Genomic DNA, 15,221 nt, shown 5'->3' on the forward strand with positions numbered 1-15,221 from the left:
GCGCCCGGCGCCCGGTCAGTTGTCTGTACTCGACATCGGGGTGCCCAGAAACGCAGTACCCGCCCGTGAAGTGTTGCCGCGGTTTGCATTGAAATTTCCGAGCGTGAATCAGTGATTTCCTGGCAGTTCATGCGAAAGATTTCGCGGTCGCTGGAGCATTTCGCAAGAATCTTCACGGGCATCGCTCGTATGATTCAGGTCGAAATGGCCGAGAGCAACGCTATGAGCACAACCCCAAGCTGGTGGGACATCAGCCCGCCCCTGAGTACCGCGACCCCGACCTGGCCCGGCGATACGCCATTCCAGGAAGAGCGGGTCTGGCAATACGGGCCCGAGTGCCCGGTGAACGTCGGGCGCATCACCCTGTCGCCGCACACCGGTGCCCATGTCGATGCGCCGCTGCACTACAGCGCCGATGGCGCGCCGATCGGCGAGGTGCCGCTGGATGTCTACCTCGGCCCGTGCCGGGTCGTGCATTGCCTGGGTTGTGGCCCGCTGGTCTTGCCCCGGCACCTGGAGGGGCACCTGGACAACCTGCCCGAGCGGGTGCTGTTGCGTACCTATCGACAGGCGCCCTTGAGCACCTGGGACCCGGATTTCAGCGCCGTGGCCAAGGAGACTGTCGAACTGCTGGCCAGCCACGGTGTGCGCCTGATCGGCATCGACACCCCGTCCCTCGACCCGCAGCAATCGAAAACCATGGAGGCCCATAACGCCGTGGCCCGCCATGGCCTGGCGATTCTCGAGGGCATCGTGCTCGACGAGGTGGCTGAAGGCGACTACGAACTGATCGCGCTGCCCCTGCGTTTCGCTCATTTGGATGCGAGCCCGGTGCGCGCCATCCTGCGGCCTTTGCCGCGATAATTCCTACAATAGTATTTACAACAACGAAGCTTCGACCCCGCGCGCCCTCGATCAAGGCCCGCGCCGGGTGATCGACCGGCCGCGACCTGACATGAGGAGCCCACGCGATGAGTCAATGTCCCTATTCGAACAACCCGCCGCCCGACAACTGGCATAACGCCGAGCTGAATTTTTCCGACTCCATGAGCTACGGCGACTACCTGGACCTGGGGCGCATCCTCAATGCCCAGCACCCCTTGTCGCCGGACCACAACGAAATGCTCTTCATCATCCAGCACCAGACTTCGGAGCTGTGGATGAAACTGATGCTGCACGAGCTCAAGGCGGCTCGCGAGCACGTGCACCAGGGGCAGCTGCCACCGGCATTCAAGATGCTGGCGCGGGTGTCGCGGATCTTCGACCAGCTGGTGCATGCCTGGGCGGTGCTGGCGACCATGACCCCGTCCGAGTACAAGTCGATCCGCCCGTACCTGGGACATTCGTCGGGCTTCCAGTCGTTCCAGTACCGCGAGATCGAGTTCATCCTCGGCAACAAGAGCGCGACCCTGCTGCGCCCCCATGCCCATCGGCCGGAACTGCTCAAGGAACTGGAGCTGGCGATCGCCACGCCGTCGCTGTACGACGAAGCCATCGGCCTGATGGCCAAGGCCGGGCTGGCCATCGACCCCGAGCGCCTGGCCCTGAACAGCCAGGCGCCGACCCAGCATGACCCGTCGGTGGAAGCCGCCTGGCGCGAGGTCTACACCGACCCGTCGCGCTACTGGGACCTGTACCAGTTGGCGGAGAAGTTCATCGACCTGGAAGACTCCTTCCGCCAATGGCGCTTCCGCCATGTGACCACGGTGGAACGTATCATCGGCTTCCAGCCCGGCACCGGCGGCACCGAAGGCGTCGGTTACCTGCGCAAGATGCTCGACACCGTCCTGTTCCCCGAGCTGTGGCGCGTACGTTCGACGCTGTAAGCGGCAGGCCAACAAAAAGGCCCGGCATTCATCGAATGCCGGGCCTTTTTGTTTATGCCAATCCCTGTAGCCGCTGCCGCAGGCTGCGATAGGTCCGCAGGACCTCCGGCGTCCTGCGACCGTACCGGTCGATCGCAGCCTGCGGCAGCGGCTACAGGGTCATGTGCCGCCGTTGTCAGGCCACCGCGCGAGCGCCGGACCTGGCCACCCGCAGGCGGTAGAACACCCAGATCAGCGCAACCCACACCGGGATCGCGTAGACCGAAACCCGGATCCCGGGAATCATCAGCATCACGCTGACGATCATCAGCATGAAGGCCAGGCACAGGTAGTTGCTGAACGGAAACCAGAAGGTCTTGAACGACGGCACTATGCCTTGCTGGCCCATGGACTTGCGGAACTTCAGGTGGGTCAGGCTGATCAGCGCCCAGTTGATCATCAGGGACGCGACGACCAGCGCCATCAACAGTTCCAGCGCTTCCTGCGGCGCCAGGTAGTTGACCACCACGCAGAGTAGGGTGATCAGCGCCGAGACGCCCAGGGCCAGCAATGGCACGCCCTGCTTGTTCAGCTTCATCATCGCCCTGGGCGCGTCGCCCTGTTCGGCCAGGCCGTAGAGCATGCGGCTGTTGCAGTACACGCCGCTGTTGTACACCGAGAGCGCCGCGGTCAGGACCACGAAGTTGAGGATGTGCGCCGCGGTGTCGCTGCCGATCAGGGCAAAGATCTGCACGAACGGGCTGCCGCTGTAGGAGTCGCCAGAAGCGTTGAGGGTCTGCAGCAACTGGTCCCAGGGGTACAGCGACAGCAGCACGGTGAGGGCGCCGACGTAGAAGATCAGCACCCGGTACACCACCTGGTTGATCGCCTTGGGGATTACCTTGCGCGGCTCGCTGGCCTCGGCGGCGGTGATGCCCACCAGTTCCAGGCCGCCGAAGGAGAACATGATGAAGGCCATGGCCATCAGCAGGCCGGTGCCACCATTGGGGAAGAACCCGCCGTGGCTCCACAGGTTGCTCACCGCCGCCTGTGGGCCGCCGCTACCGCTGGCCAGCATGTAGCAGCCCAGGGCGATCATGCCGATGATGGCCACCACCTTGATGATGGCGAACCAGAACTCGGCTTCGCCGAAGAACTTCACGTTCATCATGTTGATCAGGTTGACCAGCACGAAGAACACCGCCGCGCTGACCCAGGACGGGATTTCCGGCCACCAGAACTGCACGTACTTGCCCACGGCCGTGAGTTCGGCCATGCCCACCAGCACGTACAGCACCCAGTAATTCCAGCCGGCGAGAAAGCCGAAGTAACCGCCCCAGTATTTGTGCGCGAAGTGGCTGAAGGACCCGGCCACCGGTTCCTCGACGATCATTTCGCCGAGCTGGCGCATGATCAGGAAGGCGATGAACCCGGCTATCGCATAACCGAGGATCATCGAAGGGCCGGCGGACTTGAGCACGCCGGCGGAGCCCAGGAACAGTCCGGTGCCGATCGCCCCGCCCAGGGCAATCAGCTGAATATGGCGGTTCTTCAAGCCACGCTTGAGTTCGCCGGGTTTCAGGATGTCATCCACTAATCACGCTCTCTTCTCATTGTTATCGGATCTGTCCGTATTCGCGGCCAGATCGCGGCTGACGGCGGACGGATCAGATATTACTCTCGGTGAACTTCTCGTAATACAGCTGAACGCTCTCAAGTTGCTGATCTTGCAACCAGTTCCTGATCGACTCGACCATCGGTGGCGGTCCGCAGACGTACATGTCCACCGGAGCATCGCGCAATTCGCTGCAATCGAAATGCTCAGCGATATAACCGCGCTTGCCCGGCCAGTCCGCCGTCGGCTCGCTGATCACCGGAGTGTAGCGAAAGCCCGGCAGTTGGCCGGCATAAGCCTCGATACGCGCGGTTTCGCACAGGTCGGCGACGTTGCGCACCCCGTAGTACAGGTGCACCGGCTGGGTGCAGCCGTCGGCGACCAGTTGCTCGAGCATGGCCAGCAGCGCCGACAACCCGGTGCCGCCGGCCACCAGCACCAGCGGCCGGACGATATGGCGCAGGTAAAAGGCGCCCAGCGGCGCCTCCAGCTCGATGCGGTCGCCGACCTGGCAGCGTTCGCGGATGTAATTGCTCATCGCCCCGTCGGGCAGCAGGCGCAGGAGGAATTGCAGCTGCTGGCTGCCCGAGCGGTTGGCGAACGAGTAGGAGCGCTTGCTCGACGTGCCGGGGACCGACAGCCGGGCGTATTGCCCCGGCAGGAAGTCCAGCGCCGCCTGATCCTCGTCGAGCTGCAGTTGCAGGATCGCCGTGCTGTCGGAGACCTGACGTACCTCGCTAACGGTGCCGCCCAGCTGTGCAGGCCCCGCGGCGCTGCACAGGCTGGAGTCGAAGTCGAAGTAGAAGGTGGCATCGGACTGCACCCGGGTCTGGCAACTGAGCATCTTGCGCTGCTCCAGGTCGGCGCTGGAGAGGGCTTCCTCGTCCACGTAGTCCTGGCTGTAGTTGCCCGATTCGCAACGGCCCTGGCAGGTGCCGCAGACGCCCTCGCGGCAGTCGAGGGGGATCTTGATGCCGTTGCGCAGGGCGGCGTCGAGCAGTATTTCGTTGGCGTTTACAGGGAAGAACAGCGTCTTGCCGTCGGCAAAGCTGAACGCGACCTTGTGATTCATGCCCGGTCTCCGTCAGAGGTGGTAGAAATCGAGCACCGAATTGATGGTGTCGTTGAGCAGCAGCACATGCTTGCGAGTGATCAGCCAGCTGTCGCCGTGGGCCTTGAGGCTGTAGGTGGCATGGCCGAAGAATTGCTCGGCGGTGGCCAGGCGATAGAACAGCGTGTGCCAGTTCAGCCGTACTTGCAGGCTGCCGTCGGCCTGCTCGGCGATCCGCACGTTGCTGATGTTGTGCAGGGTGCGCGGCATCGGAATGGTCGAGGCGGCCTTGCCGGTGCGGATACGGAACACCCGATCTTCCAGGCCCGAGCGGTTGGCGTAGTAGATCAGCGACATGCCGCGTTTCGGGTCGGTGGTGTAGACATGCTCGGAGTCCCACTGCGGCAGGTGGAACTCGCTCTGCGGGTCGAAGAGTTCGAGGTAGGCGTCCCAGTCCTGGGCGTCGCACAGCTCGGACTTGCGGTAGAAAAACTGCTCGATACGGTATTGCAGTTGCGCACTCATGTTCACACCTCACGCAGTTTCAGGGATTGCCGGGCCAGCCCGTCGAGGAGGAATTTCTGCCAGTTGCGGTGCTGGTTGACGTACAGCCCTTCGTGGGTGAATTCGGTGCCGGTCATGGCCGGCTGGATACCGATGGCTTCGCTGTTGCGGGTCGGCCCGGTTGCCCAGCGGTGGCTGCCGCGGGAGATGTCGCTCCAGCGTTCCAGGCGGCCCTGGAAACCGCGCTGGGCTTCGCGGAATTCCACCAGGTCGTCGGGGGTGCCCATGCCCGAGACGTTGAAGAAGTCCTCGAACTGGCGGATGCGGTTTTCCCGGTCGGCGTCGGACTCGCCCTTGACCCCGATGCACTGGCTGATGATCTCGGTCTTGTTCCAGGCCAGCGGGCGGATGATCCGCAACTGCGAACTGATCTGGTCGAGGAAGAACAGGCTCGGGTAGACGTTGAGGTTGCGCAGGCGGTGCATCATCCATTCGGCCTTTTCCTGGCCGTATTCCTCCACCAGCCGCGGCATGATGGTGGCGTAGCCGGAGCGCACCGCAGGGTTGGGCATGTCGCTGAACAGCACGCTGTGGCCGTTGTTGAAGGCGAACCAGCCGTCGTCGGTGTTGGCGTCGCCGGCGCCGAGCTTGCTGTAGTCGAGGGTGGCGCTGGCGCCGCCGTTCTCGCTGTTGACCTGCTGGCGGTGCTGCACCGTGGCCACGTAGTTGTAGTGCACGGTGCTCACGTGATAACCGTCGAGGCCGTTCTCGTTCTGCAGTTTCCAGTTGCCGTCGTAGGTGTAGGCGGACTTGCCGGGCAGGACTTCCAGTTCACCGGTGGGCGACTGGGCGACCATCATGTCGAAGAACACCTTGGCGTCGCCGAGGAAGTCCTCCAGGGAGTTGTCGGCGTGGACATCGAGGCTGATGAAGACGAAGCCCTTGTAGCTGTCGATGCGGGCCTTCTTCAGGCCGCGGGTGGCCTTGTCGAAGCCTTCGGGGTATTCCCCCGGCGCCTTGACCTTCACCAGGCGTCCGTCGCTCTTGTAGCACCAGGCGTGGAACGGGCAGGTGAAGGTGGACTGGTTGCCCTTGCCGACCCGGGTCAGGGTGGTGCCGCGGTGCTGGCAGGCGTTGATCAGCGCGTTGAGCCGGCCTTCGCCGTCGCGGGTGATGATCATCGGCTGGCGCCCGGCGCGCATGGTGACGAAGTCGTGGTTGTTGGCCAGCTCGCTTTCGTGGCAGGCGTAGATCCAGTTCTTCTCGAAGATCAGTTCCATCTCCAGGTCGAACAGCTCGGGCTCGGTGAACATGTCCCGGGCGATGCGGAATACGCCGTCGTCCGGACGAAAATCCAGGCAGCCGTCGATGAAGCTTTTCCATTGTTCTGTGTTTCTTGCACCACTCATGAGTGAGTACCTTTCTTGTTCAGGCCAATCGGTGCATGCATTAGAGAGAGTGCGGGGCAGGGGTGGCTATCCGCTTAGTCGGCCAAGGCCATCCACAAAATTGCCCGGCCACCTGTAGCCGCTGCCGCAGGCTGCGATCGGCGACGCAGTCGCCGCAAAATCAGAACACACGATCTGACAGGAACACCGCGATAGGCGGTTTTACGCCTGCTGCGCCCGAACGCGGACCGAGCCGATCGCAGCCTGCGGCAGCGGCTACGGGGGCGGCGTTCGGGTGTGGTGGAAATACCCAGGTCCTGGGTGGCAGGCGATCAACGGCTGCACCGCGATGTCGCGATGAGCTACTGTTTGGCGCAGTCTTGCGTGGGTTTTGCGCACCGGGTGGACGGGTTCTATCCACTTAGTCGGCGATTGCTATCCAGTCGGTTGGCAGTGCCGGACGGTGGCGCAAAACTTGCTGTTGGCTGTTGCAAGCAAGCCAGTACTTCAAGCCAGACGCGCCGTCAGAGCGCGCAAAAAAATATTGCCGTGGGTGCGCCGTGATGAATAGCAAGGCTGATTCGCAGTTTCGCGATATTCGTATCGATCGCTACGACCTCGAGGGGGCGAGAAGCTGGATGTCTGGCATTTGCGGGCCGCATCGGCTCGAGACCGCGACCCCCGAGCGCATCCGCTTTCACCACAGCGCCAACGTGTTCAAGTCGCGGGCCACGACCCTGGGCACCATCGAATACGGCACCGACGTCACCATCGATATCGAAGACGCCGAGCGCTTCAGCAGCTACAGCCTGAGCCTGCCGCTGAGCGGCGATCAGGAACTGAGCAAGGACGGCCGGCTGCTGCGCTCCAACCGCGACCAGGGGGTGATCATCGCGCCCAATGAAAGTCAGATGCTGGCGATCTCCGGCGACTGCCGCAAAGTCCAGGTGGTGATTACCCGGGCGGCCATGAGCGAGGCCCTCGAAGCCTTGCTGCAACGCCCGCCACAAGAGCCGCTGCGCTTCGAGGCGGTGATGGATGCGGTGGAGGGGGCGTCGGCGTCCTGGTGGCGCATGGCGCGGTATTTCATCGCCGAGCTGGAGCGCAGCAGCGAGCTGTACGAACAGCTGGCCTTCACCCGGGACCTGGAAAACTCCTTGATCAAGGGCCTGATCCTGGCCCAGCCGAATAACTACTCGGCGGAGTTGCGCGAGGTGCTGGAGGTCAAGTTGCCCCACTACCTGGTCCGCGCCCGCCAGTACATTCACGCCAACGCCCGCGAACCGCTGGGCCTGGAAGACCTGGAAGCCGCCGCCGGAGTTTCGCGCTTCAAGCTGTTCGAGGCCTTCAAGAAGTACTTCGCCCTGTCGCCGATGGTCTACCTGAAGAAGTACCGGCTCAACGCGGTGCGCCAGGAGATCCTCGAACACGGCTCGGCGCGGACCATTTCCGAGATCGCCCTGGGCTGGGGCTTCAGCCATCTAGGGCGGTTCTCCGCCGAATACCGCAAGCTGTTCGGCGAGTCGCCCAGCGTCACCCTGCAGCGCCACGATGCGCGGCGCCTGGGTGGTTTCTAGCAGTTACTTGCGCAATACCAGGTCCAGCAGGCCGTCCTGCTCCTTGATTTTCTGCAGGACGATTTCCGAGCGGATGTCGGTGACCCCGGACGTGCGGTTCAGGTGATTGACGATGAAATCCGAGAAGTGCTTGAGGTTGCGCGCCTGGACCCGCAGCACATAGTTGCTGGCGCCGGTGACCACATAGGCGGTCACCACTTCCGGCCACTGCTGGACCTTCTTGATAAAGGTCTCGTGCCAGTCCGCCACGTCCTGGCGCAGCGACACATGAACGATGGCCTCCAACTCGATCCCCAAACGCTCGGCATTCAATACCGCGCGATAGCCGCTGATGATGCCTTCGCCCTCCAGCAGGCGCAGGCGACGCAGGCAGGCCGAGGGCGAGAGGGCGACTTTCTCCGCCAGCTCCTGGTTGCTGATACGGCCGTCCTGTTGCAGGAAGTGCAGGATTCGCAGGTCTGTCGAGTCGAGAATCATGGTTGGCATTTATCCGCGTTTTTTTAAGTTGTAGTCGAATAATCTTCGAGACTGTGCCGCTCTCATAGCGCATTTTGCACGAAAATTCTCCAGGGCTTCGTTCATTATTTCTTCACCGCGCAGCCGTCGATGCCGCCCCTGGCATGGCGTGTGCCGCCGCATGCCTTAGTGAAAACAGGACTTCCCATGACAACAAGAAACCACTGCCTGGCCCTCGATGCACAGGACCCGCTGGCACCGCTGCGCAACCAGTTCGCGCTGCCCGACGGGGTGATCTATCTCGACGGCAACTCCCTCGGCGCCCGCCCGGTCGCGGCCCTGCAACGGGCGCAGCAAGTGATTGCCGAGGAATGGGGCAATGGCCTGATCCGCAGTTGGAACACTGCCGGCTGGCGCGACCTGTCGCAGCGCCTGGGCGACCGCCTGGCCAAACTGATCGGCGCCGATGCCAACGAAGTGGTGATCACCGACACCACCTCGATCAATCTGTTCAAGGTGCTCAGCGCCGCCTTGCGGGTGCAGGCGCTCAAGGCGCCGCAGCGGCGGGTGATCGTCAGCGAGAGCAGCAACTTTCCCAGCGACCTGTACATCGCCGAAGGCCTGACCGAGATGCTGCAGCAGGGTTATTCCCTGCGCCTGGTGGACAGCCCCGAGGAGTTGCCCCAGGCCATTGGCGAAGACACCGCGGTGGTCATGCTGACCCACGTCAACTACAAGACCGGCTACATGCACGACATGCAGGCGGTGACCGCGCTGACCCACGAATGCGGCGCGCTGAGCCTGTGGGACCTGGCCCACTCCGCCGGCGCGGTGCCGGTGGACCTGAAGCAGGCCGGCGCCGACTACGCCATCGGCTGCACCTACAAATACCTCAACGGCGGCCCGGGCTCGCAAGCCTTCGCCTGGGTCTCGCCGGCCGTCTGCGACCTGGTCAGGCAGCCGTTGGCCGGCTGGTTCGGCCATGCGCGGCAGTTCGACATGGACGTGCAATACCAGCCGAGCAGCGGCATCGCCCGCTACCTGTGCGGCACCCAGCCGATTACGTCGCTGGCCATGGTCGAGTGCGGCCTGGAGATCTTCGAGCAGACCGACATGGCCAGCCTGCGGCGCAAGTCCCTGGCCTTGACCGACCTGTTCATCGAACTGGTGGAACAGCGCTGCGCGGCCCATGGCCTGAAGCTGGTCACCCCGCGCGAACACGACAAGCGCGGCAGCCATGTCAGCTTCGAACACCCTGAAGGTTATGCGGTGATCCAGGCCCTGATCGCCCGGGGGGTGATCGGCGACTACCGCGAACCGCGGATCATGCGCTTCGGCTTCACGCCGCTGTACACCCGCTTCAGCGAAGTCTGGGACGCGGTGCAGGTCCTCGGTGAAATCCTCGACCAGAAAACCTGGTCCCAAGCGCAGTTCCAGGTGCGCCACAGCGTCACCTGATACCCCTGGCCTCGTTGTCCTGCCGTGGCGATTTTTTCGGCGGCGGGGCTTCGGTCGCCTCCAATAAAGCGTTCTGAGAAAACATAATAATAAGGAACATGCAGAATGAAACCGCCCCTCTGGTCAGCCTTGCCGCTTGCCATCAGTACCTGTCTCGGCCAACTGGCGTATGCCGCCTCCGACCATGGATTCGTCGAAGACAGCCGCCTGACCCTGACTAACCGCAACTTCTATTTCTATCGCAACAACCTCAACAACCCCGGCGCCCAGAATTATCGGAACGAGTGGGCTCATGGGGTCCTGCTGGATTACCGATCCGGCTATACCCAGGGAACCGTGGGCTTCGGCATCGACGCCTTCGCGCAGGTGGGGATTAAACTCGACAGCGGCAAGGGGCGTAGCGGTACGGGTTTGTTGCCACTCGACTCCGACGGTCGCGCCGAGGATGAATACTCCGAAGCGGGCGGTGCGCTCAAGATGCGGATCTCGAAAACCGAACTCAAATACGGCAACCTGACACCGCTCAACCCGGTGTTCGGCACGGGCAACGCGCGACTGTTCACCCAACAGGCTAACGGCTTTCAACTGACCAGCAACGAGTTGAACGGCCTGCTGCTCGACGCCGGGCACTTCACTTCAGGCAACGACAGTGCATCGACCAATGACGACGGCGCCCTCAAAGCCTTGTATGCCGGCGTGGAAACCCGCAGCGTCGATTACCTGGGTGGCGTCTATAGCCTGAACGACCAGTTACGCGTCAGCCTGTACGGCTCGCAGTTCACCGATATCTGGCGGCAGTACTATGCCAATGCCAGCTACACCTACCCAGTAAGCGCAAGCCAGTCGCTGAACCTTGACTTCAATATCTATCGCACCAACGACACCGGCCAGAGCCTGGCCGGGAAGATCGACAATACCACCTGGTCGCTGGCCGGTTCCTACAAGGTCGGCGCACATCGCTTGACCCTGGCCTATCAACGCGTCGATGGCGATGAACCGTTCGATTATCTGGGTTTCGATCAGCAGCCGGGCACCTCGATTTTTCTCGCCAACTCAATACAGATCGTTGATTTCAATGCACCCAACGAACGTTCCTGGCAATTGCGATATGACTTGGACATGGCGCCTTTCGGTGTGCCGGGGCTGAGTTTCATGTCGCGGTATGTCAGCGGCGATCATATCGACGACAGCCACTATGACGGTGGCGTCAATGGCGCCTATGGACGTTACGGTAGCGACGGAAAGCGCTGGGAACGGGACATTGAAGCGCGCTACATCGTGCAGTCCGGCAAGGCCAAGGACCTGTCGGTGCGAGTGCGCCAGGGCTCGCTGCGTTCAACCAGCCAGGTGGCTCGAGCGGATACCACCGACAACAATGAAGTTCGACTCATTATCGAATATCCGCTGAGTATTTTCTGATCCATTCGCTGCCGTATATGACGGCCCCAGGCATCACCCCCAACGATGTGCTCTCTTCAAGAAAGACAATATTCAGAGGACAGAAACATGAACGATAACACCGGCTTTGAAGCCATATCCAAGCGTGAGCATGGCCTCAGGCGCCAGCTCACAGCCGGGCAGATGAGCATGATTGCCATCGGCGGGGCGATCGGCACCGGCCTGTTCATGGGTAGCGCCTACGCCATCGGTTACGCCGGGCCCAGCGTGCTGCTCAGCTACGCCATCGGCGCGCTGATCACCCTGCTGCTGATGGGCTGCCTGGCGGAAATGACCGTGGCCCATTCCACCTCCGGCTCCTTCGGTGCCTACGCCGAGTTCTACATCAGCCCGCTGGCCGGGTTCCTGGTGCGCTATGCCTATTGGGCGGCCATCGTGCTGGCGGTCGGCGCCGAGGTCACGGCCATCGCCATGTACATGAAGTACTGGTTCGCCCACGTGCCGGAATGGGTGTGGATCGTCTCGTTCTCCAGCGTGCTGATCCTGCTCAACGCCATCAGCGTGAAAACCTTCGGCAACTTCGAGTACTGGTTCTCCACCATCAAGATCGCCGCCATCGTCGGCTTCATCATCCTCGCGGTGTACGTGGTGTTCGGCTCCGGCAATGCCGACTACGGCCTGCACAATTACACCGCCCACGGCGGCTTTTTCCCCCACGGTGTGCAGGGCATGTGGATCGCGGTGATCGTCTCGATCTTCAGCTACCTGAGCGTGGAGATGATCGCGGTGGCCGCCGGCGAAGCCGAGGATCCGCAGCGGGCGGTGAAAAAGGCCTTTCGCGCGACCATGGTGCGGCTGGTGGTGTTCTACCTGCTGACCCTGGCTTTGATGCTGGCCATCGTGCCCTGGGTCCAGGCCGGCAAGGCGCAGAGCCCGTTCGTCACGGTGATGCAGACCATCGGCATTCCCGGCGCCACCGGGGTGATGAACTTCGTGATCCTGATCGCCGCGCTGTCGGCGATGAACAGCCAGCTGTACATCACCACGCGCATGATGTTCAGCCTGTCCCGCGGCGGTTATGCGCCCAAGTCCATGGGCGCCCTGAGCAAGAGCGGCATCCCGTTGAACGCCTTGCTGCTGTCCAGCTCGGGCATCGGCCTGGCGACGCTGATCAACGTGCTGTACCCGGAAAGCTCGTTCACCCTGATGATGGCGATCTCGATGTTCGGCGCGATCTTCACCTGGTTCATGATCTTCCTCACGCACTACTGCTTCCGCCGCTACCACCAGCGCCATGGCGAGCAACCGCTGTCGTTCCGCATGCGCCTGTTCCCCTGGAGCACGTTGCTGGGCCTGGTGCTGATGGGCGCGGTGATGATCACCACCTACTTCACCGAGGCCTTCAAGATGACCCTGGTGTTCGGCGTGCCGTTCCTGCTGATCCTGACGGCGGTTTACTTCGCCTGCTTCAGAAAACCCCGGGCCGCCGCCGAGCTGAACCCGTCCAAGGTCTGACCCCAAACCTGTAGGAGCGAAGCTTGCTCGCGATCCGCGCAGCGACCATTCACCGCAGCGTCGCGACGAACGCTATTCGCGAGCAATCGAGCGTCGACCGGCTGCTCCTACAGGTGGCCCAGGGTTTCCAGGAGGGCCTTGGCGTAGGGCGGCAGGGCGTTGAAGTCGCGGGCGCAGAGCAGCAACTTGCGTTGCGCCCAGGCCTCCACCAGCGGCAGCACGTTGAGCGATGCATCCGGCCCCCGGCGTTCGATGGCGGCCCGGGGCACCACGGCCAATCCGGCGCCCCGGGCGACCATGCGCATCACCCCGTCGAAGCCGTCGGCGCGGATGCGGATCGGCATCCGCAGCCCCAGGTGCAAGGCCTGTTCTTCCAGGTACACGGCCAGGGCGCTGTGGGCGGCGAGGCCGACATAATCGTGGTGCAGGCTGTCGCTGAAACTCACCGCCCGGCCGTCCGCCAGCGGGTGGTGGGCAGGCAGGACCAGCACCAGCGGGTCGTCGCGAAACACCAGGGTCTGCAGGTCCTGGGTATCCACCGCGTCGGAGACTATCCCCAGGTCCGCCGCGCCCTGGCGCAGGGCGTGGGTGATGCGCAGGCTGGGCAGTTCCTGCAGGTCGATGTCGAGGTTGGGGTGGGCGCAGAGAAAGTCCGCCAGCGGCTCCGGCAGGTATTCGGTGATCGCCGTGGTGTTGCACAACAGGCGCACCTGGCCTTTGACGCCCCGGGCGTATTCGGCCAGGTCCTGGCGCAGGTGCTCGGCCTGTTGCAGCAGGCCGCGCGCGTGCTGGGCCAGGGCCTGGCCGGCGGGCGTCGGGGTCACGCCTCGGCGGCCGCGCTGCAGGAACTCGGTGCCCAGGGACGCCTCCATGGCGCGGATTCGTGCGCTGGCCGCGGCCAGGGACAAATGGCTGCGGCTGGCGCCGGCGGTGATATTGCCGGCGTCGAGGATGTTCAAGTACAGGCGCAGGTCGGTCAGGTCGAAGTGCATGGGGTGTCCTTGATAACGCCGCTGTGCGGCTATCGCGGGCAAGCCTCGCTCCTACAGATGATGGTCTTCTGTAGGAGCGAGGCTTGCCCGCGATAGGGCCATCACAGCCACTGAAAATCTACAGCCTCTCGTCAAACAAGAGGCTGCCTCAGTATATGGCAGATTTTCAGCCCACCGCCGAGGGCGCAGGATAGCGCCATGAACACTTCTCTCGCGTTTTACCAGAACCTCGGTTTGCTCCTGTCCCTGCTGGTGATCGGCACCTTTGTCCTGGCCGGCATGATCAAGGGTGTGATCGGCCTCGGCCTGCCGACCATCGCCATGGGCCTGCTCGGCCTGGCTATGGCGCCAACGCAGGCTGCGGCCCTGTTGATCATCCCGGCGACCCTGACCAATGTCTGGCAGCTGGCATTCGGTGGGTATCTGTGGACGTTGCTCAAGCGCTTGTGGCCGCTGCTGCTGGCGATATTCATCGGCACCGGCCTGGGCAGCCTGTGGCTGGGGATCGACGGTGGGCATTGGGTGGTGCGGGCGCTGGGGGCGGCGTTATTGCTCTATGCCCTGAGCGGGTTGCTGCTGCCGACCCTGCGGCTGCGGCCGCGAATGGAAACCTGGCTGGGCCCGGCCTGTGGCCTGGTGACGGGCGTTATCACCTCGGCCACCGGGGTGTTCGTGATTCCGGCGGTGCCTTATCTACAGGCGTTGGGGCTGCACAAGGACGAACTGGTGCAGGCCCTGGGGCTGTCGTTCACCGTCTCGACCCTGGCCCTGGCGGCCGGCCTGTACTGGCGCGGCGCCCTGGGCGGCGGCGAACTCAGCGCCTCGCTGCTGGCCCTGATCCCCGCCCTGCTCGGCATGTGGCTGGGCCAGGCACTGCGCCAGCGCATCAGCGCCGTGTTGTTCAAGCGGGTGTTTTTCAGCGGCCTGGTCCTGCTTGGTGCCCATCTACTAATCAGCGGCTAGCGGACGACGGGCTGAGCATGTCGATGCGGCGGATATCGAAGTCGCGCTCCAGGTAATCCATGCGCTTGTCGAAGAACGCCTTCATGTGCGGCAGGTTGGAGTGCACGTCCAGGTGCGCCTGGGATTCCCAGATCTCATAGAAGATGAACAGGCTCGGGTCCTGCTGGTCGCGCAGCATGTGGTATTCGATGCAGCCGGGTTCGGCGCGGCTCGGCTCGACATAGGCGCGAAACAGCGCCTCGAAGGCCTCGGCCATTTCCGGGCGGGTCTTGGCGTGAAGGATAAAACCGTGCTGTTCGGACATGCTGCGTTCCTGGGTAAAGGGAGTTTTAAAAATTCTACGACACGAATCCGCCGCCTATTCGTGCGTATTGGTCAAATGCTTTTTGCCTGGATCGCGCTTATTCATATCGTCTTTCAACGATATTCTCCGCCCCATCGTTTTTTAATCTTCTCGACCCGGCCCTGCAGCGCAGCGCCAAAGGGTTGTTCCTGATGA

Annotated in this window: 14 protein-coding genes; 7 read left to right on the plus strand and 7 right to left on the minus strand. The window is 63.0% G+C overall.

What is annotated here, in order from left to right:
* The first annotated feature begins 222 nt into the window (after nucleotides 1-222).
* Entirely contained in the window at nucleotides 223-864 is a 642-nt protein-coding gene (gene kynB / locus AC07VU_RS00090; protein WP_037033901.1) for an arylformamidase, read from the plus strand.
* 107 nt (nucleotides 865-971) lie between these two features.
* Complete coding sequence (gene kynA / locus AC07VU_RS00095) at nucleotides 972-1,826, plus strand: tryptophan 2,3-dioxygenase (protein ID WP_053259555.1); 855 nt, start codon at nucleotides 972-974, stop codon at nucleotides 1,824-1,826.
* A 175-nt stretch (nucleotides 1,827-2,001) separates the two neighbouring features.
* Here kynA and AC07VU_RS00100 read toward each other — a convergent pair whose 3' ends face one another.
* From AC07VU_RS00100 to antA, 4 genes are all read right to left on the minus strand, one after another.
* Nucleotides 2,002-3,399, minus strand: coding sequence for an amino acid permease (locus tag AC07VU_RS00100; protein ID WP_495029374.1), 1,398 nt, complete (start codon nucleotides 3,397-3,399; stop codon nucleotides 2,002-2,004).
* 73 nt (nucleotides 3,400-3,472) lie between these two features.
* Nucleotides 3,473-4,492 (minus strand): anthranilate 1,2-dioxygenase electron transfer component AntC, encoded by a 1,020-nt coding sequence (antC, locus tag AC07VU_RS00105; RefSeq protein ID WP_495029375.1) that lies wholly within the window; start codon nucleotides 4,490-4,492, stop codon nucleotides 3,473-3,475.
* Nucleotides 4,493-4,504: 12 nt separating this feature from the next.
* On the minus strand, nucleotides 4,505-4,996 hold the full coding sequence (antB, locus tag AC07VU_RS00110) for an anthranilate 1,2-dioxygenase small subunit (RefSeq protein ID WP_007927395.1): 492 nt from the start codon (nucleotides 4,994-4,996) through the stop codon (nucleotides 4,505-4,507).
* Between the two features lie 2 nt (nucleotides 4,997-4,998).
* On the minus strand, nucleotides 4,999-6,384 hold the full coding sequence (gene antA / locus AC07VU_RS00115) for an anthranilate 1,2-dioxygenase large subunit (protein ID WP_009042058.1): 1,386 nt from the start codon (nucleotides 6,382-6,384) through the stop codon (nucleotides 4,999-5,001).
* A 542-nt stretch (nucleotides 6,385-6,926) separates the two neighbouring features.
* Between antA and AC07VU_RS00120 the strand changes: the two genes are divergently transcribed.
* On the plus strand, nucleotides 6,927-7,940 hold the full coding sequence (locus AC07VU_RS00120) for an AraC family transcriptional regulator (protein ID WP_274305452.1): 1,014 nt from the start codon (nucleotides 6,927-6,929) through the stop codon (nucleotides 7,938-7,940).
* A gap of 3 nt (nucleotides 7,941-7,943) precedes the next feature.
* Here AC07VU_RS00120 and AC07VU_RS00125 read toward each other — a convergent pair whose 3' ends face one another.
* Nucleotides 7,944-8,417, minus strand: a complete 474-nt coding sequence (locus AC07VU_RS00125; RefSeq protein ID WP_007927404.1) for an Lrp/AsnC family transcriptional regulator — start codon at nucleotides 8,415-8,417, stop codon at nucleotides 7,944-7,946.
* Nucleotides 8,418-8,603: 186 nt separating this feature from the next.
* Between AC07VU_RS00125 and kynU the strand changes: the two genes are divergently transcribed.
* From kynU to AC07VU_RS00140, 3 genes are all read left to right on the plus strand, one after another.
* Nucleotides 8,604-9,854 (plus strand): kynureninase, encoded by a 1,251-nt coding sequence (kynU, locus tag AC07VU_RS00130; protein WP_495029376.1) that lies wholly within the window; start codon nucleotides 8,604-8,606, stop codon nucleotides 9,852-9,854.
* 105 nt (nucleotides 9,855-9,959) lie between these two features.
* Nucleotides 9,960-11,273 carry an OprD family porin gene (locus AC07VU_RS00135; RefSeq protein WP_495029377.1) on the plus strand — a complete coding sequence of 438 codons (1,314 nt, stop codon included), beginning with the start codon at nucleotides 9,960-9,962 and terminating at the stop codon, nucleotides 11,271-11,273.
* An 87-nt stretch (nucleotides 11,274-11,360) separates the two neighbouring features.
* On the plus strand, nucleotides 11,361-12,767 hold the full coding sequence (locus tag AC07VU_RS00140) for an amino acid permease (protein ID WP_495029378.1): 1,407 nt from the start codon (nucleotides 11,361-11,363) through the stop codon (nucleotides 12,765-12,767).
* Between the two features lie 107 nt (nucleotides 12,768-12,874).
* Here AC07VU_RS00140 and AC07VU_RS00145 read toward each other — a convergent pair whose 3' ends face one another.
* Nucleotides 12,875-13,759 carry a LysR family transcriptional regulator gene (locus tag AC07VU_RS00145; protein WP_495029379.1) on the minus strand — a complete coding sequence of 295 codons (885 nt, stop codon included), beginning with the start codon at nucleotides 13,757-13,759 and terminating at the stop codon, nucleotides 12,875-12,877.
* A 198-nt stretch (nucleotides 13,760-13,957) separates the two neighbouring features.
* Here AC07VU_RS00145 and AC07VU_RS00150 point away from each other — a divergent pair, with 198 nt between their 5' ends.
* Entirely contained in the window at nucleotides 13,958-14,722 is a 765-nt protein-coding gene (locus AC07VU_RS00150) for a sulfite exporter TauE/SafE family protein (RefSeq protein WP_495029380.1), read from the plus strand.
* On the opposite strand, the gene AC07VU_RS00155 is transcribed toward AC07VU_RS00150, so the two are convergent.
* Nucleotides 14,712-15,026 carry a putative quinol monooxygenase gene (locus tag AC07VU_RS00155; protein ID WP_053259565.1) on the minus strand — a complete coding sequence of 105 codons (315 nt, stop codon included), beginning with the start codon at nucleotides 15,024-15,026 and terminating at the stop codon, nucleotides 14,712-14,714. The two genes, AC07VU_RS00150 and AC07VU_RS00155, sit on opposite strands and share 11 nt — an antisense overlap.
* Nucleotides 15,027-15,221 lie beyond the last annotated feature (195 nt).

It is taken from the genome of Pseudomonas sp. GW821-FHT02B10, assembly GCF_059421865.1.